This is a genomic window from Streptomyces sp. NPDC005263 (assembly GCF_042872365.1).
Classification (GTDB): Bacteria; Actinomycetota; Actinomycetes; order Streptomycetales; family Streptomycetaceae; genus Streptomyces.
Genome location: NZ_JBIAKJ010000001.1, coordinates 1,540,064 through 1,559,932, shown reverse-complemented (window position 1 = coordinate 1,559,932; position 19,869 = coordinate 1,540,064). Strand labels below are relative to the sequence as shown.

The 19,869-nt window shown below is 70.0% G+C and carries 14 protein-coding genes and 3 pseudogenes; 5 read left to right on the top strand and 12 right to left on the bottom strand.

Going from position 1 to position 19,869, the window contains the following annotated elements:
• Positions 1-128 precede the first annotated feature (128 nt).
• Complete coding sequence (locus ACFYRY_RS07185; RefSeq protein ID WP_389140911.1) at positions 129-779, bottom strand: helix-turn-helix domain-containing protein; 651 nt, start codon at positions 777-779, stop codon at positions 129-131.
• Positions 780-1,003: 224 nt separating this feature from the next.
• On the opposite strand from ACFYRY_RS07185, the gene ACFYRY_RS07180 reads away from it, so the two are divergent.
• A complete protein-coding gene (locus ACFYRY_RS07180; protein ID WP_389140909.1) occupies positions 1,004-1,675 on the top strand; it encodes a hypothetical protein in 672 nt (223 codons plus the stop codon).
• A gap of 78 nt (positions 1,676-1,753) precedes the next feature.
• On the opposite strand, the pseudogene ACFYRY_RS07175 reads toward ACFYRY_RS07180, so the two are convergent.
• A pseudogene (locus tag ACFYRY_RS07175) lies at positions 1,754-3,127 on the bottom strand (aminopeptidase P family protein); the annotation flags it as partial.
• Here ACFYRY_RS07175 and ACFYRY_RS07170 point away from each other — a divergent pair.
• Both ACFYRY_RS07170 and ACFYRY_RS07165 read left to right on the top strand, forming a co-directional pair.
• A pseudogene (locus tag ACFYRY_RS07170) lies at positions 3,070-3,324 on the top strand (DNA helicase); the annotation flags it as partial. The pseudogenes ACFYRY_RS07175 and ACFYRY_RS07170 sit on opposite strands and share 58 nt — an antisense overlap.
• A gap of 77 nt (positions 3,325-3,401) precedes the next feature.
• The gene (locus tag ACFYRY_RS07165) at positions 3,402-3,599 is read left to right on the top strand and encodes a hypothetical protein (protein WP_389141140.1); all 198 of its coding nucleotides are present in this window, start codon (positions 3,402-3,404) and stop codon (positions 3,597-3,599) included.
• A gap of 263 nt (positions 3,600-3,862) precedes the next feature.
• On the opposite strand, the pseudogene ACFYRY_RS07160 reads toward ACFYRY_RS07165, so the two are convergent.
• The 5 genes and pseudogenes from ACFYRY_RS07160 to ACFYRY_RS07140 all read right to left on the bottom strand — a co-directional run.
• A pseudogene (locus ACFYRY_RS07160) lies at positions 3,863-4,103 on the bottom strand (substrate-binding domain-containing protein); the annotation flags it as partial.
• A gap of 24 nt (positions 4,104-4,127) precedes the next feature.
• Positions 4,128-4,943, bottom strand: a complete 816-nt coding sequence (locus ACFYRY_RS07155) for an ATP-binding cassette domain-containing protein (RefSeq protein ID WP_389140907.1) — start codon at positions 4,941-4,943, stop codon at positions 4,128-4,130.
• The gene (locus ACFYRY_RS07150; RefSeq protein ID WP_389140905.1) at positions 4,940-6,700 is read right to left on the bottom strand and encodes an ATP-binding cassette domain-containing protein; all 1,761 of its coding nucleotides are present in this window, start codon (positions 6,698-6,700) and stop codon (positions 4,940-4,942) included. Before ACFYRY_RS07150 ends, ACFYRY_RS07155 begins: the two co-directional genes overlap by 4 nt.
• Entirely contained in the window at positions 6,697-7,641 is a 945-nt protein-coding gene (locus ACFYRY_RS07145) for an ABC transporter permease (protein ID WP_389140903.1), read from the bottom strand. Before ACFYRY_RS07145 ends, ACFYRY_RS07150 begins: the two co-directional genes overlap by 4 nt.
• A 10-nt stretch (positions 7,642-7,651) precedes the next feature.
• Entirely contained in the window at positions 7,652-9,214 is a 1,563-nt protein-coding gene (locus ACFYRY_RS07140) for an ABC transporter substrate-binding protein (protein ID WP_389140901.1), read from the bottom strand.
• A 456-nt stretch (positions 9,215-9,670) separates the two neighbouring features.
• Here ACFYRY_RS07140 and ACFYRY_RS07135 point away from each other — a divergent pair, with 456 nt between their 5' ends.
• Both ACFYRY_RS07135 and ACFYRY_RS07130 read left to right on the top strand, forming a co-directional pair.
• Positions 9,671-10,288: a TetR/AcrR family transcriptional regulator gene (locus tag ACFYRY_RS07135; RefSeq protein WP_389140899.1), complete on the top strand. Its 618-nt coding sequence runs from the start codon at positions 9,671-9,673 to the stop codon at positions 10,286-10,288.
• Complete coding sequence (locus tag ACFYRY_RS07130) at positions 10,285-10,566, top strand: hypothetical protein (RefSeq protein WP_389140897.1); 282 nt, start codon at positions 10,285-10,287, stop codon at positions 10,564-10,566. Before ACFYRY_RS07135 ends, ACFYRY_RS07130 begins: the two co-directional genes overlap by 4 nt.
• 259 nt (positions 10,567-10,825) lie before the next feature.
• Here ACFYRY_RS07130 and ACFYRY_RS07125 read toward each other — a convergent pair whose 3' ends face one another.
• The 5 genes from ACFYRY_RS07125 to ACFYRY_RS07105 form a co-directional block, all read right to left on the bottom strand.
• Positions 10,826-13,489 (bottom strand): family 78 glycoside hydrolase catalytic domain, encoded by a 2,664-nt coding sequence (locus ACFYRY_RS07125; protein WP_389140895.1) that lies wholly within the window; start codon positions 13,487-13,489, stop codon positions 10,826-10,828.
• Between the two features lie 52 nt (positions 13,490-13,541).
• Entirely contained in the window at positions 13,542-14,882 is a 1,341-nt protein-coding gene (locus tag ACFYRY_RS07120) for an MFS transporter (protein WP_389140893.1), read from the bottom strand.
• A gap of 617 nt (positions 14,883-15,499) precedes the next feature.
• Positions 15,500-17,311, bottom strand: coding sequence for a beta-glucuronidase (uidA, locus tag ACFYRY_RS07115; RefSeq protein ID WP_389140891.1), 1,812 nt, complete (start codon positions 17,309-17,311; stop codon positions 15,500-15,502).
• Positions 17,312-17,363: 52 nt separating this feature from the next.
• Complete coding sequence (locus ACFYRY_RS07110) at positions 17,364-18,173, bottom strand: SDR family NAD(P)-dependent oxidoreductase (RefSeq protein WP_389140889.1); 810 nt, start codon at positions 18,171-18,173, stop codon at positions 17,364-17,366.
• A gap of 26 nt (positions 18,174-18,199) precedes the next feature.
• Positions 18,200-19,402, bottom strand: a complete 1,203-nt coding sequence (locus tag ACFYRY_RS07105; RefSeq protein WP_389140887.1) for a glycoside hydrolase family 1 protein — start codon at positions 19,400-19,402, stop codon at positions 18,200-18,202.
• Positions 19,403-19,869 lie beyond the last annotated feature (467 nt).

Here is a 19,869-nt window from a genome sequence, read left to right as displayed (position 1 = left end):
CCGCCCGCCACTGACAATCCGGCCCCGCCGCACGCCGGTTCGCCCGCTTAGCGGAGGCCCGAGCGCACCGAACTCCCCGGCGGGCACGCCCCTCCGGGCTGAAGCGGACGGCCACGGCCGCCCCCGGATCAGGACTCGGGACGCTTGACGCTCTCCAGGAGCATGTCCAGCCACTCCGCGACCTTGTCACGGTGCTGGTCGGTGGGCAGCTGAGCGGCCCGCCAGGCGATCCCGCGGACACCGTGGTCCTGCAGCAGCCGTTCCAGCGGATCGTCGAGCGCCGCGGCCGCCTCCCGTTCGGCGAGCCTCTGCAGGAGCTCCTGCTCGGTGCGCTGGAGGGCACCGGCGAGCGCCTCGGGGTCCTCGGCCGTGAGGAAACCCGCGTGCACCCGGAAGAAACGCTGGATGGCGTCGCAGTGCTCCATGGTGGGGCGCCGGTCACCGTTGATCAGCGCTCCGGCCTGCTGCCGGGACATCCCCGCGCCGTCGGCTATCTCCTGCTGGGTGTACTTGCGCCCGTTGGGCTTGAGCCGGGTGCGCCGCAGCAGGTCCAGCCGTTGCAGGAACCGGGCCTGCACATCGGGCTGCCCGGCGGGCCGGCCGCTCAGCAGGGCCTTGACCACGGGTTCCGGCACACCCGAGGCGACGGACAGCGCACCGGGGCCGAAGATCTCCGCATGCGGCACGCCGAGCCGGTCGGCCAGTGCGGTGACACGGCCGACGACGGCCGACAGCACAGTCGACGCCGCGTCGCCGGGACCCTCGAAGCCGATCGACACCGACAGATCTCCTAGGTCTCTCACAGGCTTCTCACAAGCGGATGCCGTGAACTTCACGGAGACTAGCCGGTTGTTCGAACTCACATCCAGGTGTCGCCACAACTGTGGCCAATTTCTGCCGTCAACGGGCATGAAATGCCACGATAGTTGACACCGCTCGCGTCGGGGAAGCAGGATCAAGGGCGCCGCGTGAAGGCCGCAGAGGCAAGAGGGGTGACCTCCCGATGGCATATCAGGCAGGTGGGCAGCGGTCCGTACCGCGGTCCGTCCCCGAAGGGCCTGAGGCCCGTACGTATCTCCAGGACTACGCCACCCTCCTGGAAGCCGTCACGTTCCCGTCCGTCGTCCTCGACCACCGCTGGGACGTCGTGCTCGCGAACACCGCATTCGCGTCACTTTTCGGTGGCGTGGGTCCGCACCCGACGGCCATGCCGGGCGACAACTTCCTCAGATTCGTCCTCTTCCACCCCGACGCCGGCACCGTCCTCGCCGAGCACGAGTCGCGCTGGTGCCTGCCGGCGCTGGCGCACTTCGCCGCCACCGTGGAGCGGCACGGCCACGACCACGCGCTGGAGTCCATCCGCCGCGAGATCGCCCAGGACCCGATCATGGACGCCGCCTACCGGCACGGCCTGCCGCACTGGATCCGCGCGGTCGGCGAGCAGGCCGTCGAGCACGACGGCGCGGTCCGCCCGCTGGTGCACCCCGACCCGCGCTGGGGCGCCACCGACTGCCGGATCGTCGACGAGACCTCGGCGACCCTGAGGGACCTGGGCTACACCCGGCTGACGCTGGTACTGCGCCCCGCGCGCCGTCCGGCACCCGCGACGCGACGTACGGCGCGTCCGCGGCGTACGGCGGGACACCTGAGCGTGGTGCCCGCCCCCGAGGCCTGACAGGCACCGCCGGCGTTCAGGTCGCCGACGGCGCCTCGTCAGCTCATCCTCCCCGGGCCTGCCCCACCCCGGGCCGGTTCAGCCCGCGAACTCCCGCATCCACGCCTCCACCTCGTCCGAGGAGCGCGGCAGGGCGGCCGACAGGTTCTCGTGCCCGTCCGCCGTCACCAGGACGTCGTCCTCGATCCGGACGCCGATGCCCCGCCACTCTTCCGGCACCGTCAGATCGTCCGGCTGGAAGTACAGCCCGGGTTCGACGGTGAGCACCATGCCGGGTTCGAGGACACCGTCGACGTACTCCTCGGTGCGGGCCCGCGCACAGTCGTGGACGTCGAGCCCGAGCATGTGGCCGGTACCCGCCATGGTGAAGCGGCGCTGGAGGTCGAGGGCGTGGACGCGGTCCGCGGGGCCCTCCAGAAGGCCCCACTCCACCAGCCGGGCGGCCAGCGAGCGCTGGGCCGCCTCGTGGAAGTCCCGATAGGCGGCGCCCGGCTTGACCGCCGCCAGACCCGCCTCCTGCGCCTCGAACACCGCGTCGTAGATCTGGCGCTGGAGCGGCGTGAACGTTCCGTTGATGGGGAGGGTGCGCGTGATGTCGGCGGTGTAGAGGGTGCGGGTCTCCACGCCCGCGTCCAGCAGGAGCAGTTCGCCCGGACGGACCGGGCCGTCGTTGTCGGTCCAGTGCATGATCGTGGCGTGTTCGCCGGCCGCGCAGATGGAGCCGTAGCCGACCTGGTTGCCCTCGACGCGGGCGCGGCGGAAGAAGGTGCCCTCGATCCACCGCTCCGAGGTCGCCACGGCCTGCGACAACTCCCGTACGACATCGGTGAAGCCGCGGACCGTCGCGTCCACGGCGCGGCGCAGCTCGCCGATCTCCCAGTCGTCCTTGACCAACCGCAGCCCGGACAACGCCTCTTCGAGTTCCTCGTCCCGCTCCTCGTCGGTGTCGAGCACCGCCTCAAGGGCCGGGTCGACGCCGCGGACGACCCGGGTGGGTGTGCCCGACCCGGCCAGGTCCTCGGCGATCGACCGCACGTCCCGGCAGGGCAGTCCCAGTACCCGCTGCGACTCGGCGAGTGTGCGGCGGCGGCCCATCCACAGCTCGGCCGTGTAGCCCGTCCAGAACTCGTCGCTGTCCCGGCTGTCGCGGGGCAGCTGGTAGCAGTGCGCGTCGTGGCCGCCGTCCGCCCGGGGCTCCAGCACCAGGGCGCCGCCCCGGGCTTGATCGCCCGTCAGGTGCGCGTACCCGGTGTAGGGGCGGAACGGGTGGTGGGTGTCGTTCGAGCGGGTCAGGAGGTTCCCGGACGGGATCACCAGCCGCTCGCCCGGGAACCGGGCGGAGAGCGCGGCGCGGCGTCGGGCCGCGTCTGGTTCTCTTCGCCTCCTGGGGTGAGTTGCAGGAGTACGCGGAATACGATCCCGCCGGCCGAGATCTCCAGCCGTTCGTAGAACTTGTCGACGCCTACGGGCCTGAAGCCGTCATCGCCGCCGTCGACGCGCTGACCGTCGAAGTCAAAGCCGAGGTCACGGTATCCACCGCTCACACGGCAAAAGGTCGGGAGTGGCTCAGGGTCAGAATCGCCGACGACTTTCCCCCGCCGCCGGACAGCGACCAGGTGGACGACAGCGGTCGGCCGATCCCAGAGACCGTGAGCGAAACGGACGCCCGTCTCGCCTACGTCGCCGTCACGCGCGCCCAACACCAACTGGACCTCGGAGGGCTCGCATGGATCGAGAACCAACCAACTCCTGTCGATTGCGCCCGGGCACCAAGTACATCCAGGACATTCGCATCCGGCTCACCCGGCGTCCGGGCGGGTCGCACGTCCTCGACGGCGTCAAGAACTACTCCACCGGCGCGCTCTTCGCCCACGGAGGACCGGACGGCCCTGTAGAGGCCGAAAGGACGTCCTCACAACCGTGAACGCGTCGGCTGTCGACTGAACGCGGCTCATCCTGGCGCCTCACCCACATCGTCAAGGGCTCGATCCCGGCAGGCGTGCGGTCGGCCAGGACCTGCTGTATGCACACGCCCCACACCAGCTCGATCCCGGCAGGCGTGCGGTCGGTGCCATCCCCAGTGCGGCAAGGCGAAAGCCCAACTGCTGGGGGACGTAACGCAGGCGCGGCCCCGATCCCCCGAGGCTGCTCCCTCAGCCCGCGGTCGCCGATGCCTCAAGGCGACGGCTACGGTGCTGTGTCACTGGTGCCGCGTACAACCAGCTTCGGGTCCAGTACGACTGACTGCCCGAGCTTCCAGGTCCGGTTTCTCCAGCCGCTCCACGGCGAACCGTACGGCATGCTCAGCCATGAGAGCGGCGTCCTGGCGGACGGTGGTCAGGCCGATCGGCATCAGATGGAAAGGGTGACTGTCGTCGTACCCGACGACGGACATATCGCGCGGGACATCGACGCCCTCCCGCGACAGCGGCTCGGTGGTACGGCGAGTGGATCACAGGTGTTGCCGGGCCCCGCGTCGCCGACGCTGCTCGGCCGGGTTCGCGACCGGGGCGGCCAGCAACAGCCTCTGCGTGTAAGGGTGTTCGGGGCTCGTGGTGACGTCGCTGGCTGGTCCGGTCTCGACGATGTCGCCCCGGTGGATGACGCTCACGCGGTGGCTGATGTGCCGGATGACCGCGAGGTCGTGCGAGATGAACAGATAGGCGACGCCGGTGCGCCGCTGGATGTCGATGAGCAGATCGAGGACGCGGGCCTGGGTGGTGAGGTCGAGCGCGGAGACCGGTTCGTCGCAGACGATGAGCCGTGGGGCGGGCGCGAGGGCGCGGGCGATCGCGACGCGCTGCCGTTGGCCGCCGCTGAACTCCCGCGGCAGTCGCTGCGAGGCGTCCTTCGGCAGTCCCACGTGGTCGAGCAACTCTGTGACCCGGGTCCGGGCCGCACTCGCCGCGGCACCCTGCACGATCAGCGGTTCGCTGAGGATGTCACCGATGGTGAGGGCCGGGTTGAGGGAGGAGTAGGGGTCCTGGAAGACCACCTGGATGTCCCGGGCCAGGGCGCGGCGCTCCTTTCGCCCGGCGTGGGTGATGTCGTGGCCCTGGAAGCGGACCGTGCCTCCGCTGGGCGCCACCAGGCCGAGCACGGAGCGGCCGATGGTCGTCTTGCCGGAGCCCGACTCGCCTACGACGCCCAGGGTCTCGCCCTGGCCCACGGTGAGCGACACAGCGTGCAGGACTTCGTGGGGGCGGGCCCGGAAGCCCCGCCCGGGGTAGGTGACGCGCAGGTCGTTCACCTCCAGCAGTGTGGTCATCGGGTCTCCGTCTCGAGTACGTCCGCGGGGGCGGCCGGCGGGTCGGTGCGCAGTGCGGTCTCGTCGAGGATCGCGTCCAGGAGCGTGCGCGTGTAGGGGTGTTTCGGCGCGGCGAACAGCTCTTCCGCCGTGCCGGTTTCGACGACCGTGCCCTCCCGCATGACGGCCACGCGGCCGCAGATGTCCGCGACCACGCCGAAGTTGTGGGTCACGAGCAGCACAGCCATGTTCAGTTCCTGTTGGAGGTCGCGCAGCAGATCGAGGATCTCCGCCTGGACGGTCACGTCGAGAGCGGTGGTCGGTTCGTCGGCGATGAGCAGCAGGGGGCGGCTCGCGACGGCACCCGCGATGAGGACGCGCTGTGCCATGCCGCCGGAGATCTGGTGCGGGTAGGAGCGGAAGGTGCGTTCGGGGTCGGGTATGCCGACCCGGGCGAGGAGCGCCAGGACCTGTTCGCGGGCCTCGCCCCTCGACGTGGGCGTCGCGGCGCGCAGGCCCTCCACGAGCTGGGCGCCCACCGTGCGGGACGGGTCCAGGTTGGACATGGGTTCCTGGGGGACGTAGGCGATGGATGTACCTCGTACCGCGCGCAGTTCGCGCTCGCTCAGGCCGAGCAGCTCGCGGCCGTCGAGCCGGATCGAGCCGCGCGTGACGACCGCCTCCGCGGGCAGCACCCCGAGGGCGGCGAACGCGGTCTGTGTCTTGCCGGAGCCGGACTCGCCGACCAGGCCGAGGGTCTCCCCGGCGGCCACGCTCAGGGTGACGCCGCTGACGACCTCCTTCAGTTCACCGTCGGGGGCCGGGTAGGCGATCGCCAGGTCGTCGACGGTGAGCAGTCCGTCGACGGCGGCCCCTTCCGTGGCCGGAGGCCGGTACCCGGTGGCGGTCACGATCCGGACCGGCTTGGGGCGCCCGCCCTCCAAGGCGTCCCGCAGCGCGTTCCCCAGGAGCACCAGCGAAGCCGTGATGATGCCGAGGACGAGGCTCGGCCACAGGAACTGCAGTGGTTCCTCGTACAGGTTGGTGTAGCCCTCGGAGATCATCGCGCCGAAGCTCGGCACGGTGTTCGAGCCGACGCCCAGGAAGGCCAGGCCCGACTGGACGGCGATGGAGGGGCCGGCGAGGAATGCCGTGGCGATGATCACCGGGCCGCGCACCACGGTGAACACGTGCCGTCGCAGGATGCGGCGGTCGGGAAGTTCCGAGACCCGGGCGGCGTCGACGAAGAGCTCGTTCTTCACGCCGAGAACCAGATTGCGTACGAGCCGGTAGATGCCGGGGGAGAGCAGGAAGCCGAAGACGAGCATGGTGGCCCGGTAGTCGCCCTTGGTGACCGGCATCAGGATGATGAGTACGAGCAGTCCGGGGAACGTCATGACCAGGCTGAAGAGCCATTCGGTGACGCCGCGTACCCGCTTCCCGAAGTAGCCGCCGACCAGCCCGGACGTGATCCCGATCGCGAGGGCGATACTCGCGCCGATGAGCGCCGAGACCACGCTCGTGTTGATGGAGAACAGCAGCCTGGCGAAGGTGTCGCGGCCGCTCTTGTCCCCGCCGAGCAGGTAACCGTGGTCGCCGACGCCGGCGTTGACGGCGTCCAGGTTCGCCTCGTTCGCACCGTGCTCGGTGAGGACGGGTGCGAGGAGCCCCAGCAGGACGACGACGATCAGCAGGCGCGCGCTGACGACGGCCTGCGGGTCGGCGATCAGGTGCCGGAGCGCCGAGCGGCGCCGCGCTTCCTTGTGTGTGGTGGTCAACTGACCGTCCTCGCCTTCGGGTTGAGCCAGCTGCCCAGCAGGTCGACGACGAGGTTGACGACCACGACGAGCAGCACGCCGAACAGGCTGATGCCCATGATGATCGGCACGTCGCCCTGCAAGGAGGCGTTGAACGCGTACTGGCCGAAGCCCGGCAGCGCGAAGATCTGCTCGATGATCAGGGCCCCGCCGAGCATCTGGATGAACTCCAGGGACAGCACCGTCAGGGCCGGACCCGCGGCGTTGCGCAGGGCGTGCCGCAGAACGATGGAGCGAGTCGGAATGCCCCGGGTGCGCAGGATGCCGACGTAGTCCTTGCGCAGTTCACCGATCATGGCGCCGCGGATCTGCGAGGTCAGGCTGGCGATCCCGCCCATCATCAGGGCGACCACCGGAATGGCGATGGAGCTGGCCCAGGGGCTCGGACTCTCGCTGAAGGTGGTGTATCCGGTGGCCGGGAACACATGCAGCTTGATGGCCAGCACGTAGACCAGTGCGATGGCGACGAGCAGGCTCGGGACGAGGTAGCCGATCATCGCGGCGCCCTGTGCGAACCGGTCGACGGCGCCGCCGCGCGCGGCGGCGGCCACCCCGAGGGCGACGCTGATCAGGGAGGTGGCGAGCAGCGCGACGACGACGATCGACAGGGTGACACCGAGCCGGGCGGTAATGGCCGAGCGGACCGGTTCACTGGTGAGGTACGAGGCGCCGAGGTCACCGCGGACCGCGTGCGCGAGCCAGTCGCCGTACTGCGCCGCCAAGGGGCGGTCGAGGCCCATCTGCGCCTTCTGGGCGGCGATCTGGTGCGGGGTGGCGCCGTTGCCGAGGACGCTGCTCGCGACATCGTCGAACGACGCGCTGAGCAGCGTGAACGTGATCATGGTCACCAGGACCGCGAGCACGAGGCCCGCGGTCAGGCGACGCAGCACATAGAGCGTCATGGTGGCCTGCTCACCCGCCGGACTGCGAGGAGCCGGCCACGCCGAACTGGCGGATGGTGGCCATGGTGGAGGAGCCGTCACCGAGATAGGTGATGCCCTTCTTGGTGGCCCAGTCGGTGCCGAGGTAGAAGACGGGCGCCAGCCACGCCTGCTCGACGCCGAACTGGTTGATCTCCCGGTAGATCCCTGCGGACTTGGCCGGGTCGAGTTCCCGGGAGGCCTGGCCGAGCAGGTCGGTCAGCTTCGGGTCGGTGGAGCGGAAGACGTTGCGGAAGCCGGCCGGGGTGTAGAAGCTGCGGGTCATGACGGCGTCGGAGGCGAGGCCCTCAACGAGCAGGAACATCGGGTACTTGCCCGAGGCGACGGCGGTGGTGGTCTGCTGCGCGGGCACCGGCTCCCAGGTCACCTTGACGCCGATGTCGGCGAGCGCCTGGGTGAAGATCGGCTCGAAGCTCTTGGTGAAGACGAGGCTCGGCATGGTGACGGAGAATCCCTTGGGGTAGCCGGCCTCGGCGAGGAGCTTCTTGGCCCCGGTGACGTCATAGGGGTAGAGCTTGTTGAGCGACTCGTCGTAGGCCCCGCCCTGCGGGTTGAACAACTGGTCGGTGGCTTTGCCGGAGCCCCGCAGCATCTGGGTGACGATCTTCTGCCGGTCGAAGGCCATGTTGATGGCCTTGCGCACGCGCAGGTCGCCGAGCGCCTTCAGTTTGCTGCCCGCGCGGTCGCCGAGGACGAGGAAGGCGCCCGCGGTGGCCGGCACGTGCGAGATCCGGAAGCCGGCCGCCTTGATCGCGGAGATCTGCGAGACGTCGACGGTACCGGCGTTGGTCTCGCCCGCCTTGAGGGCGTTGGCCGAGGCGGTCGGGTCGGTGATCACGCGGATCTTGACCGTCTTGAACGGATACGCCTTCTGGTTCCAGTAGTCCTCGCGCTTCTTGAGGACGTAGACGGAGCCGTTGACCGTGGCCTTGGTGTCGAGGGTGTAGGGACCCGAGCCGACAGGGTTGAGGGTGGTGCTCTTGTTCGCCATCGTCTTCGGGTCGCCGATCACGCCGGGCGACGTCGACAGTGCGGCGAGCAGTGAGGCATCGGGCTGCTTGAGCTTGACGAGGACCGTCGCGGGGTCGGGGGTCTCGACCGAGGAGACGGAGGCCAGCGACAGCCGGCTCTGCCCGGGTGTCGACCGGATCCGCTCCAGGGTGGCTTTCACCGCGTTCGCGTCGACGGGATCGCCCGAGCTGAACTTCATGCCCTGGCGGATCTTCAGCGTGAGCGCGCGGCCGTCCTTGGAGTACGACCAGCTCTGGGCCGCGCCGGGGTGGAGTACGCCCTCGTTGTCCTGGAGGAGCAGCGTGTCGAAGATCGAATCCCAGACGTAGGTCTGCTGGCCCTCGATGAGCTGGGCGGGGTCGAACGAGTTGGGTGTGCCGAGGATGGACAGCGAGAGGGCGGCGGCGGCGCCGGAGTTCGACGTGGCGGCCGGGGTGCTGTCGCACGCGGCAGTGGCTGTTGCCAGCAGGGCGACGGTCACGGCTGCGGCAAGGGCCTGCGAGCGCTGTCGTGGCCGTGGCATGGGCCGGGAATGCGAGAAGCGGATACGCATGGGCGGATTCCTTCGTCCTGGAACCTGAAGAGCCGGGGCCTTCGTCAGTGCGTCGGTGTGTGGGCGCGGTCATGCATGGGCGCACGAGTTGGCCGATGCACGTGTGGGGGTGTGCGGTGGAGCCCCGTGAGGCCGGCATGCGGGTGGTGAACAGGGACGGTGAGGCGGTCGCGGATCCGCCGGTTGGTCCCGTCACGCGAACAGTTACCACGTGGTTGAATTTCACTCGGAAGGTAAGCCCCGACGGAAGGCGCGGGAAGATGGGAAGCCCCGTTCGTAATCAGAGCGTTACCTGGCGCGAAATCGTCGCGCCCCGCCCCTTGTGCTTGCGACGGTCGCCGCCCACACTCCGAGCAGGCAACGAAAACCTAATGCCTGGAAGGTTTTTGAAGGTGTGATGCGGGATCCGGGAAGAGGAAGCGCACTGTGACCCAGGCCAAGGCCCGCGGCCCGTACACCAAGACCCCCGCCAGACGGGCCGAGATCGTCCGGGCGGCTCGCGAGAGCTTCGCGGAACACGGCTTCACGAAGGCTTCGCTGCGCGACATCGCCGAACGAGCAGGCATCACGCACGCCGGGTTGCTGCATCACTTCCGCAACAAGGACGACCTGCTGGCCGCCGTGCTCGCCGAACGCGACGCCGGGGAACGGCGGTACGCCGAGTCGCAGGTGTCCGACATGGACCATCTGGCGCCCTACCTCGGCGACATGCTGTGCCACCACCAGAAGGCCCCCGAACTGATGCGCCTGTGGATCGAGCTCGCGGCGGCCGCCTCACGCCCGGAGCACCCCGCGCACGGCTACTTCGCGCAGCGCTACGCCTGGGGACGCGACCAGTTCGCCCGGGGCATGCTCGGGAAGGACGAACGCGGCGAACTCCACGAGGCGCTCTGCCCCGACGATGCGGCCACCCTGCTTCAAGCCGTGCTCAACGGCCTTCAGTTGCAGTGGCTGCTCGACCAGGATCTCGACATCGTCGGCCCGATCCGGTCCTTCATGCGTATGACCTTCCCGCAAACCGCAAAACCGGAGGACGACGCATGAGCCCCGGCATCCTCGCCGCCCAGTTGTACAGCGTGATCGAGGTTCTGGAGGCCGGCCGCCCTGGCACCCTCGCGCGCCTGTCCGCGCTCGGATCTAGCCACGTCGAGCCTTTCGCGCTCGGCCTGTGGAACACGTCCCCCGACGAACAGGCGTCCTCCGCGCGCGCATTGCGTGCGGATCTGGACGAGGTGAATCTCGGCGTCAGCTGGGTGCACATCGCTGTCTCGGCCGACAGTGACGCGTGCGTCGGCGCGGACGGGTGGATCATCGCGGGATGACGGCGCCTGGTGGCCGATCGGGACGGCTCCACGTCCGACGGCGGAGACGTCACCGTGCATCTGACGGGGCTGGGCGCTGACCGGGCCGACCAGCGCTCTCCAACGCGTTCCGCTGGACCGCAGCTGGTGCGAGGCGCCGCCGGGTCTTGATTACGGGATCCGGCTGGCCACGCTTGCTGTCCCTTCGGGCTCCCGTACCCCCGAAGCGTAGAAGGGGCACACTCAGAGGTGGCCCGCACACGTACGCGGTCCGGTCGGCTCAATCCGCCTTCCGTATACGACGGGTGGCACTGAAACTGCCGCAACCGGGGGGCTCTACGGCGGTGCCGTCGGGGAAGAGGATGCGTGCGGTGGTGGCCGGTGGGACGTCGACTGTGACGGCGAGCCGGTCGCCGGTCGTCCGCCACTCCACGGCGATCGTGCCCTGGGGGGAGTCGTGCGTGCCCCGGGCCCAGGGAACGGACGGGTGCGGGACGGGCGCGACCTCGAAGGACTCCCAGGCGATCGATCCCGGCGTCTGCCGTAGTCCCAGGACGTGGGTGTGCAGGAAGCGGATCACCGCGCCCTTGCTGTAGTGGTTCAGGGATTCGTGGGCGGTGCCGGTCTCGTCGACACCCTCCCAGTCCTCCCAGATGGTGGTCGCGTCCCGGTCGAGCATGTACAGCCAGGACGGCGCGGTTCGCTGAAGGAGCAGCTCGTAGGCGACATCGGCGTGACCGGTGTCGGCGAGAACAGGCAGCAGGTCGCCGGTCGCGAGAAAGCCGGTGCCGAGATGGGTGCCGGCCGCGCGGATCAGCTCGACCAGCCGCGCAGCGGCAGCCTCACGCAGTTCATCCGGGACGAGTCCGAGGACCAGCGCGCGCACATAGCCGGCCTGGGTGTCGCCGACGGTACGTCCGTCTCGGGAGAGGAACTCCGCGCGCCAGGCGTCGCGGACCCGCCCGGCGATCACGGCGTAGCGGTTCGCGTCCCCGGTGCGGCCCAGCACCCGGGCGACACGCGCCATAGTCGCCGTCGACCGGTAAAGAAATGCCGTACCGATCTCGCCCTTGTCGGCCGTGAACCAGGCGACGGGGTCGCTCTGGACGGGGTCGATACGGGTGCCGTCCGCCGCCCTCGCTTTCGGTTCGGTCCACTCGCCCCAGTGGAAGGAGCCGTCCCAGAGGTATCGCTCGTGCGGCAGCGGCTCGGTCGAGCGCTCGATCCGGGACGGATGGCGGGCGGTGCGGGCGGTCGTGAGCGCCCACTCCACCCAACCCACCATCGCCTCCCAGTTCTCGGCGAGCACTTGGCGGTCACCGTAGGACTCGTACAGCTCCCAGGGAACGGCGACGATGGCGTCTCCCCACCCGGCCGAGCCGGTCATCATGGCGAACTGGTCGTCGAGGTGGTGTTTGATACGGCGTCCGTCGGGCGAGAAGTTGGCGATCCGGCCGTCGGGCAGCTGGTCGTCGCGCACGGAGCGTAGCCACTTGCGGCTGAAGCCCAGCACGTCGTACAGGCGCGTGGCGGTGGGGGCGAAGACCTGGTAGTCACCGGTCCAGGCGAGACGTTCGCGAGTGGGGCAGTCGGTGGGCACGTCGACGGCGTTGCCGCGGAAGCTCCAGTCGGCGATCTCGTGGAGGCGGCCGAGGTCTTCGTGGCCGCAGGCGAAGGTGCCGATGCGGCGAAGGTCCGAGTGGACGACCCGCATGACGAGGCTCGCCGGGTCGAGTGGGGCACCGTCGCGGCGGACGCGGGCGTAGCGGAAGCCGTGCACGGTGTGGCGCGGCTCGAACCTGTCGCCGCCGCCCGCGGAAACGGCCTCGTCGCGTTGGACGAAGGGGATCGGCGCCTGGCCCGGCCGGGTCGCATTTAGATGAGTGGTCGTCAGGTCGCCGTCAGCGCCCACGTGTTCGCCGTAGTCGATGACGGTACGGGTGCCGGCTGGGCCGAGATCGCTGAGGCTGATCCAGCCGGAGGCGTTCTGGCCGAAGTCCGCGATCCACAGCCCGTCCTTGAGCTGCCGGACCGACTGTGCGGGGCGCGACTCCACGATCCGCACCGGCGGTGCCGGCGACCAGGTGATCGGGGGTGCCTCGACCTGGTCCACGAGGACGGGGTGTTCGACGCCCGGTCCGACCCGGAAGTCGGTGGTCTGCCCGTCCATGAGGTCGGCCCGGGTGATGGCCGACTCCGTGCTCGTCCACGTTCCGTCGGTGCGGACGACCTGCCGTGTGCCGTCCTCGTGCACGAGGTGCAGTTCGGCCCGCGCGCCGGGCACCGTGCCCCAGCCGGCCGGTTGGCGGAAGGCGCCCACCTGGCCCCGGTACCAGCCGTCGGACAGCAGGATCTCGATCCGGTTGTCGCCCGTGACGACGGCGGCCGTCACGTCGTACGCCTGGGCGTAGAGCGTGCGGTCGTAGGAGGTGGACCCGGGGGAGAGTTCGGCGGTGCCGGACCGCTCGCCGTTGACGTACGCCTCGTACACGCCGAGTGCCGTCGCGTACAGCCGTGCCGAGCGCACCCCGGCTGGCACGTGGAACCGGGCCGACAGCACGTATGCGGGCCGTCTGCCGTAGCCGCGATCAGCGGACTCGGCGGGACTGATCCAGTGCGCCCGCCAGTCGGCGTCCAGCAGACCGCTCTCGAACGCGTGCCACTGCGACCAGGGCGGGTTGCCGTCGGTGGCGAGCGCCCGGACCCGCCAGGCCACCTGGCGACCGCTGGCCAGCGCCGCCCACGGCCAGGGGAGAAAACGGTGCTCGTCCACAGCGGTGGTCACGGTGGGCTGCGCTTCGCCGTCGACTGTGCACTGCACCTCGTAGGCCACCTGGTGCGCCGTGTCCGACGGAGGCTTCCACGACAGCCGGGGCGTGGGCCCGGACACGGGGAGGTCGTCCCCGCCGCTGTCGATTCCCAGGTTGTACGGTGCGTCGCGCATTCTGTGCCTTCTCGGAACTCGGTGGAATCTCGGGTGACGGCCGGGAGGCGGACTATCGGACCGACCTGATCTTGAACTTGACGATGAGGCCACCGGCCAGGGCCAGGACCGCGCCGAGCAGGTAGAGCTGGGTGTAGTTCTTCTCACCGCCGGCGCTGACACCCAGGGTGATGACGAGCGGGGCGACCAGTGGAGCGACGGCGCTGGGAATCTTCTGCGCGAAGCCGACGACGGCGAGGTACCGGCCCGCCTGGGCCCTGTCCGGCAGGACGGCGAACACGATCGCCTGGTCGACGGCGCTGAACACGGCGATGGCGAACTGCATCAGCACCGCGCCCACGACCAACTGCGCCAGCGAGTGGGCGAACGCCTCGGTGACGGCCCCGGCGACGAACCCCACGGCGCCGATCATGGCGAACAGCTTGCGCCGGCCGAGCTTGTCGGAGAGGAAGCCGCCCCCGATGGCGCCGCCCGCCGCGGCCACCACGCCGATGGTCCCGATGACCGCCACGACCCCGGCGACCTCCTTGACCGGCAGGTCGAGCCGTTGCGCGTAGAAGAAGGTGCCGAAGGTGGTGTTGAAGTACAAGCCCATGAAGAAGACGAAGCGGCCGAGCCAGTTCCAGCCGAAGTCCGGGTACTTGCGCGGGTTGAAGCCGTAGCTGGCGACCATGCCCTTCAACGTCACACCGCTGCTGTGTACCAGCGCGCGGGAGTCGCCCTCAGGCTTGAGCACGGGGAAGAGCACCACCATGGCAGCACCCAGAACGCCCGGGACCAGGAACACCAGGAACGTGCTGGAGGCCACCGCGTACGCGAGGCCGATGCCTAGCACCGGGGCGATCTGGGTCATGACGCTGGTCAGGGCGGAGATCCGGCCCCGCTGCTCCTCCGGCACCCGGTCCGCCTGGACGTTCTGGATCGCCTGCCCGGCCGTCGACCAGCCGATCATGCCGACCACCCAGGCCAGGCCCAGCAGGAGGACCGACGGCGCGAGGGCGACACCGACGAGCGCGGTGGTACCGAGCAAAGCGCCGCCGATCATGAAGGGGGTGCGACGGCCGAGCCGGGAGCGTGTGCGATCGCTCCATAGGCCGATGAGAGGGCTGAGGACCAGATAGACGAACTGCGCGGACCCGGTGACGTAGCCGAGCCGCTCCTCGTGCCCGGGTGCGAGGTCGTCGATTCGCACAGCGAGGGAGTAGGCGAGTGGGACCATCAGGGCCAGGGAGCCACCGAAGCTGGCGATCATCAGCCAGACGAGGTAGCCCCTGGCGAGCCGCTGCAGCGGCGGTGCCTCGACCTCGGGCGTGGCGGGAGCCTGGTCGGTTTCCTGCCGTGAGGCCGTGGATGGGGGAAGCACCACCCTGACGTCCCGGTCGTCGTGAGGCATGGAGACTCCTTCGTCAACATGGTCGCAGGGCGCGGCGGCCGCGGGGGGAGTACGGCCAGGGCGGGGCACTTCGGCTGCGGCGGTTCCGCACGGAGGGCCCCGCTCTGCGCCGGTGCGGAGAGATAGGGGGATGGGGTGGGCGGGCGCGCGGAACCGAGCTCGCCCGGGCTGGGTGCGCGAGCCGGACCAACGGCCGTAAGGCAGTTGCCGTGGTGGAGCGGTAGTTCGATCAGGCCCGCCGAGGAGCGACGGGAGCGGTGGAACGAAGCGGTCCTGGCTGCCGGGATGCCGGCGGCACGGCCGACGCCGTCCCGCCGACGGGTTCCGTCACGGGGGGGCGCTGGGCCGTCCCGCTCACGGTGGGCGGAGATGGTGCCCGCCTTCACGGTCGGCGGGCCGTGTCCGCGCTGGTGTGATGAAGGTGCGGACGGGTCCGCCAGGGCGGCAGAACGCATGCCCTGCGTCGCCGGGTTGGTGCCGTCAGTGGCCGGTTCGGTGCAGTGTGCCGGCGCGGATCGTCCGTGCGCGGTGGGAAGTGGCGGTGCGGGTCGGCCGGCCCGGCGGCTTCCCGGTCGTCGCGCCGAGGACGGGGCCGCATCTCTCCGGCCCGTGAGGTGTCAGTCGGCCACGGCCTGGCCAGGCTTGCGGCCTTCCAGGCCTTGCCAGCGGCGGCGCAGGGCGAACGCGGCCGACTTGGGCTTTCGGTCACGGGTGAACACGCCCTTCTTGTTGCCGTCGACACGGTGGATGCCCGCGGAGGTCTGGAAGTCGGCGAAGTTCCACACGTGCTCGCCGACGAACTCGGGGAGGCGGTCGAAGACGCGGTGGTACATGGCGAGGAAGTCGCTCTGGTACTCCTCGCTCCACGGGGCGTCCCAGACGGAATGCAGGCCGGGCTGGGTGTCGGCGCCGTACTCGGACATCATGACGGGCTTGCCGAAGCGCTGGACCCACCCGCGCAGGTCCTGCTCCAGGTATCCCTCGGCGGTCGCGAGGTCGCCGGTGAACAGGTACCAGCCGTAGTAGCGGTTGATGCTCAGGACGTCGAACAGGTCGCCGATCTGGTCGTTCTGCGGTGTCGCGAACATGACGGCGGAGTAGGTGAGGGGGCGGGTCGGGTCGAGTTTGCGGGCCAGTTCGACCAGCGGCTCGAAGTACTCGCGGGCGCCGTCCTCGTTGGAGGCGGGTTCGTTGGCGAGCGACCACATCACCACGCTCGGGTGGTTCTTGTCCCGTTCGATCAGCTCCCGTAGGTGCTGGGCGTGGACGTCCCGAGTGGTCCCGCCGAAGTTCTCCGGCGCGAAGGTCGGGGTCGGGGGAACGCCGGTCAGCCCGCCCTGGACGCCCAGGTTGAGGCCGACGGCGGCGGTCTCGTCGATGACGACGATGCCCTGCCGGTCGGCGAAGTCCAGCACTTCTTCGGCGTAGGGGTAGTGGGAGGTGCGGAAGGAGTTGGCACCGGTCCACTGCATGAGCTGGAAGTCGTGGACGAGATAGGCGTCGTCATGGCCCTTGCCGCGGACCGGGGTGTCCTCGTGCTTGCCGAATCCGGTGAAGTAGAACGGCTCCCCGTTGATGAGGAAGTCGGTGCCGCGCACCTCGACGGTCCGGACACCGAAGGGCTGGCTGTAGCTGTCCACGGTCTCGCCGTTCACGGCCAGTTCTACGACGAGATCGTAGAGGTAGGCCGCGCCCGGCTGCCAGAGGGTGACGTCCTCGATGCGCAGGACACCCTCGTGGCCCGTTCCCTCCGCGACGGTCCGGCCGGCCTCGTCCACCGCGCGCACCCGCACGGCGGCCGTCTCGGCGTGCACACCGGCGGTCTCCACGCGGTAGCCGACGGTGCCGGCCGAACCGTCCCGCCCGGTGACGACGGTGACATCCCCGACGAACGTCGTCGGCGTGCTGTAGAGGCGGACCGGGCGGGCGATGCCCGCGTAGTTGTAGAAGTCGTGCAGATACGACTGCCGCGCGCGGCCGTCGGGGCCGGTCGTGACGGTGCCGGGCGGGATGGTCAGGTTCGTCAGCCGGTTGTCGACGCCGACCGTCAGCCGGAACGCGGCGCCCGGCTCGACGATGCCGGTCAGGTCCGCCTCGAACGGTGTGTAGCCGCCGCTGTGCTCGGCCACGAGCCGTTCGCCGACGTAGACCTGCGCGGCATGGGTGACGGACCCGAAGCGCAGGAGCACGCGCTCGCCGGTCCAGCCGCGCGGCACGCGCACATCGCGCTGGTACCAGACGACTCCGACGTGGTCACGGATCTCCGGGTCCACGAACAGGTCGTTGTAGCTGGCGGGTACGGGGACTTCGAGCGGCGGGACGAGCCGGGAGGACCATGGGGAGGCGCCGGCCCGGGCGTCGAGAGCGAACCGCCACAGTCCGTCGAGGCCGACGATGTCGCGGGTGGGGGTGGTGCGGTTCGAGAGCATGGAGTTCCTGCCGGGTGCTGGGTGAGGTCGGGTGGTCTGGGCGGCGCTCCGGTCAAGCGGTTTCTCCGGCGTCCGCGAGGAGTGTGCTACCTGTCATGAAGGCCGAGAGGTCGCTGGCGCAGAACAGCACCACCCGGGCGACGTCGTCGGGCACGCCGAGCCGGCCGAGCGGGCCCGGCTGCATCACGGACATGATCGTTTCGGAGTCCACCCCGGCCGCGGCCGCTGCCGCCAGGTTTCCCTCGGTCGGTACGAACGTCGGCGCGACGCCCAGCACGCGGATGCCGAACGGGGCGAATTCCAGGGCGAGTTGCCGGGTGAGGCCGCGGGCCGCGTGCTTGGAGCCGACGTACGCGGCGAGCCCGGGGGCCGTGCCACGGAACCCGGCCGTGGAGACGACGTTGACGATGGCGCCCCCGTGACCGGCCTCGCTCATCCGGCGCGCCGCTTCCCGGGAGCCGAGGAAGACCCCGCGGGTGTTGACGGCGAACACCTCGTCGAATGCCTTGTCGGACATCTCCAGGGCGGAGACGCTGGGGAAGATCCCGGCGTTGTTCACCCAGATGTCGATCCCGCCGAGTTCCCGGACGGCGAGGTCGGCGGTGGCCACGACGCTGTCGGCGTCGGTGACGTCCAGGTGGGCGGACAGCGCACGGCCCCGGGTGCCGAGGTCCGCGGCGACGGCGGTGGCGAGCTCGTCCTGGATGTCGGCGACGAGTACGTCCGCTCCCGCTTCGGCCAGTCGCTCGGCGACGGCCCGGCCGAGCCCCTGGCCTGCGCCGGTCACGACGGCACGCCGACCGGACAGCGAGACGAGTTCGGCCAGGGATTTCGACGAGACGTCGGGTACGGATACCTGCATGGCATGTCCTCCGTGCGTCGGTTTGGTCAGATCCGGCCGCGGCGGGCGGTCTCGCCCAGCCAGGCCAGTGAGGGCTTGGGACGGCGCTCGAACGTCTCGCGGTCGACCGCGATCAGGCCGAACGTCGGTGCCCAGTGACCCCACTCGTAGTTGTCGAGCAGGCTCCAGTGCAGATAGCCGCGGACGTCCACCCCGTCGGCGATCGCCTTGCCGAGGTGTTCCAAGGCCTCGCCGGTGTAGGCGATACGGCGGGTGTCGTCGCCGGTGGCGATGCCGTTCTCGGTGACCATGATCGGCAGTCCGCCGGTGACCTCGGCTGTGTGCCGTACCGCGATACTCAGGGCGTCGGGCCGGTAGGCGCTCCCCACCAGCGTGTTGTCCGGGTGCGGCGGGTAGGGCTCGATGCCGTCCGGGCCGACCCACTGGCTGGAGTACGACTGCACGCCCACGAAGTCGTCACCGCGCGAGCCCTCCAGGTAGAGGTCCTCCCAGGTGCGCTCCAGTTCCCGCTTCTTCTCCTCGGAGCCCGGACGGGCGACGAAGGCGCGGTTGGCGACCGTCCAGCCGACCTTGGCGCCGGTGTGCTCACGCAGCACCTCCCGCGCGGCGTGGTGCGCCTCCACGAGCCGCTCGCCGATCACCGCGTCGGGAGCCGGCAGCGCCGGACGCGGGCCCTCGTTGTCGAGAGTGGGGCTCTGCCACTCGCCGGAGGCCTGCGCGCTCTGCATCGCCCGGGCCATGCCGACCATGATGGCCAGCATGTTCGGCTCGTTCATGGTCACGACCCACTCGACGTCGTCGAGGATCGGCGCGACCGTCTCGACGTAGGTCCGGAACCTGTCGACGGCCCGGTCGCCGAGCCAGCCGCCCTCCTGGGAGAACCACAGAGGGCTGGTGAAGTGGTGCAGAGTCACGACCGGGGTCAGACCGAGCTCGAAGGCTGTCTCGATCATGCGCCGGTAGTGGGCGAGTTCGGCGCGCGAGACCATGCCGGGGACGGGCTCGATGCGGGCCCACTCGATGCCGAAGCGGTAGGCGTTCAGGCCGGCGTCCGCGAGCAGTCGCATGTCCTCGCGGTAGCGGTGGTAGCTGTCGCAGGCGTCGCCGCTGCGCTCCATGCCCGGAATGCGCCCCTCGTTCGCCCAGAAGTCGTTGTTGAGGTTGTTGCCCTCGATCTGGTGCGGTGCCGTGGATGCGCCCCAGAGGAATCCGGGAGCGAGTTCAGTCATCGTCGACTGCCTTCCTGAGTGCCGAGGGTGACGGTCCCGGCGGCTCTCAGGCCGCCGAGGATTCTCTGCATGCCCGGGTGACCGGGAGCGGGGGTATGGGGTGCGGGCTCGGCAGTAGTTTTGTCCGAGCGTCAACTCTTACCAAGTGGTTGGTTTTCGCTGGAACGCTAACCGGGATCCCGAGGGAGGCAAGACTGCGGGACCGTTTCGTAACCTGAGCGTTACATGAGTGAGCGAGCCCCAGTCCGTCGATCACGGAGTGCGGGCCTGGTCAGGCGCTTGTTCGTGCCGGAGTCCTCCCGGCGGCTACGTACTGCGCGGTCGTCCTGCACGCCTTGTCGGCGTCCGCATGTGCCCCGCTGATCGATCGACGTCGCACCCGCCGACGCGGGCACCCCGCCCGGGAGGTGCTCACCCCTTCGCATGTGAACTTCGCAGCACAACGGCGTCGGTCCGCCCTCGGGTTC

Excerpts from the sequence above, each read along its gene's own strand:
- ACFYRY_RS07145 (WP_389140903.1), bottom strand. The coding sequence starts at position 7,641 with ATGACGCTCTATGTGCTGCGTCGCCTGACCGCGGGCCTCGTGCTCGCG.
- uidA (WP_389140891.1), bottom strand. The coding sequence starts at position 17,311 with ATGCTCTCGAACCGCACCACCCCCACCCGCGACATCGTCGGCCTCGAC.
- ACFYRY_RS07105 (WP_389140887.1), bottom strand. The coding sequence starts at position 19,402 with ATGACTGAACTCGCTCCCGGATTCCTCTGGGGCGCATCCACGGCACCG.
- ACFYRY_RS07165 (WP_389141140.1), top strand. The coding sequence starts at position 3,402 with ATGGATCGAGAACCAACCAACTCCTGTCGATTGCGCCCGGGCACCAAG.
- ACFYRY_RS07120 (WP_389140893.1), bottom strand. The coding sequence starts at position 14,882 with ATGCCTCACGACGACCGGGACGTCAGGGTGGTGCTTCCCCCATCCACG.
- ACFYRY_RS07155 (WP_389140907.1), bottom strand. The coding sequence starts at position 4,943 with ATGACCACACTGCTGGAGGTGAACGACCTGCGCGTCACCTACCCCGGG.
- ACFYRY_RS07130 (WP_389140897.1), top strand. The coding sequence starts at position 10,285 with ATGAGCCCCGGCATCCTCGCCGCCCAGTTGTACAGCGTGATCGAGGTT.
- ACFYRY_RS07140 (WP_389140901.1), bottom strand. The coding sequence starts at position 9,214 with ATGCCACGGCCACGACAGCGCTCGCAGGCCCTTGCCGCAGCCGTGACC.
- ACFYRY_RS07180 (WP_389140909.1), top strand. The coding sequence starts at position 1,004 with ATGGCATATCAGGCAGGTGGGCAGCGGTCCGTACCGCGGTCCGTCCCC.
- ACFYRY_RS07125 (WP_389140895.1), bottom strand. The coding sequence starts at position 13,489 with ATGCGCGACGCACCGTACAACCTGGGAATCGACAGCGGCGGGGACGAC.
- ACFYRY_RS07110 (WP_389140889.1), bottom strand. The coding sequence starts at position 18,173 with ATGCAGGTATCCGTACCCGACGTCTCGTCGAAATCCCTGGCCGAACTC.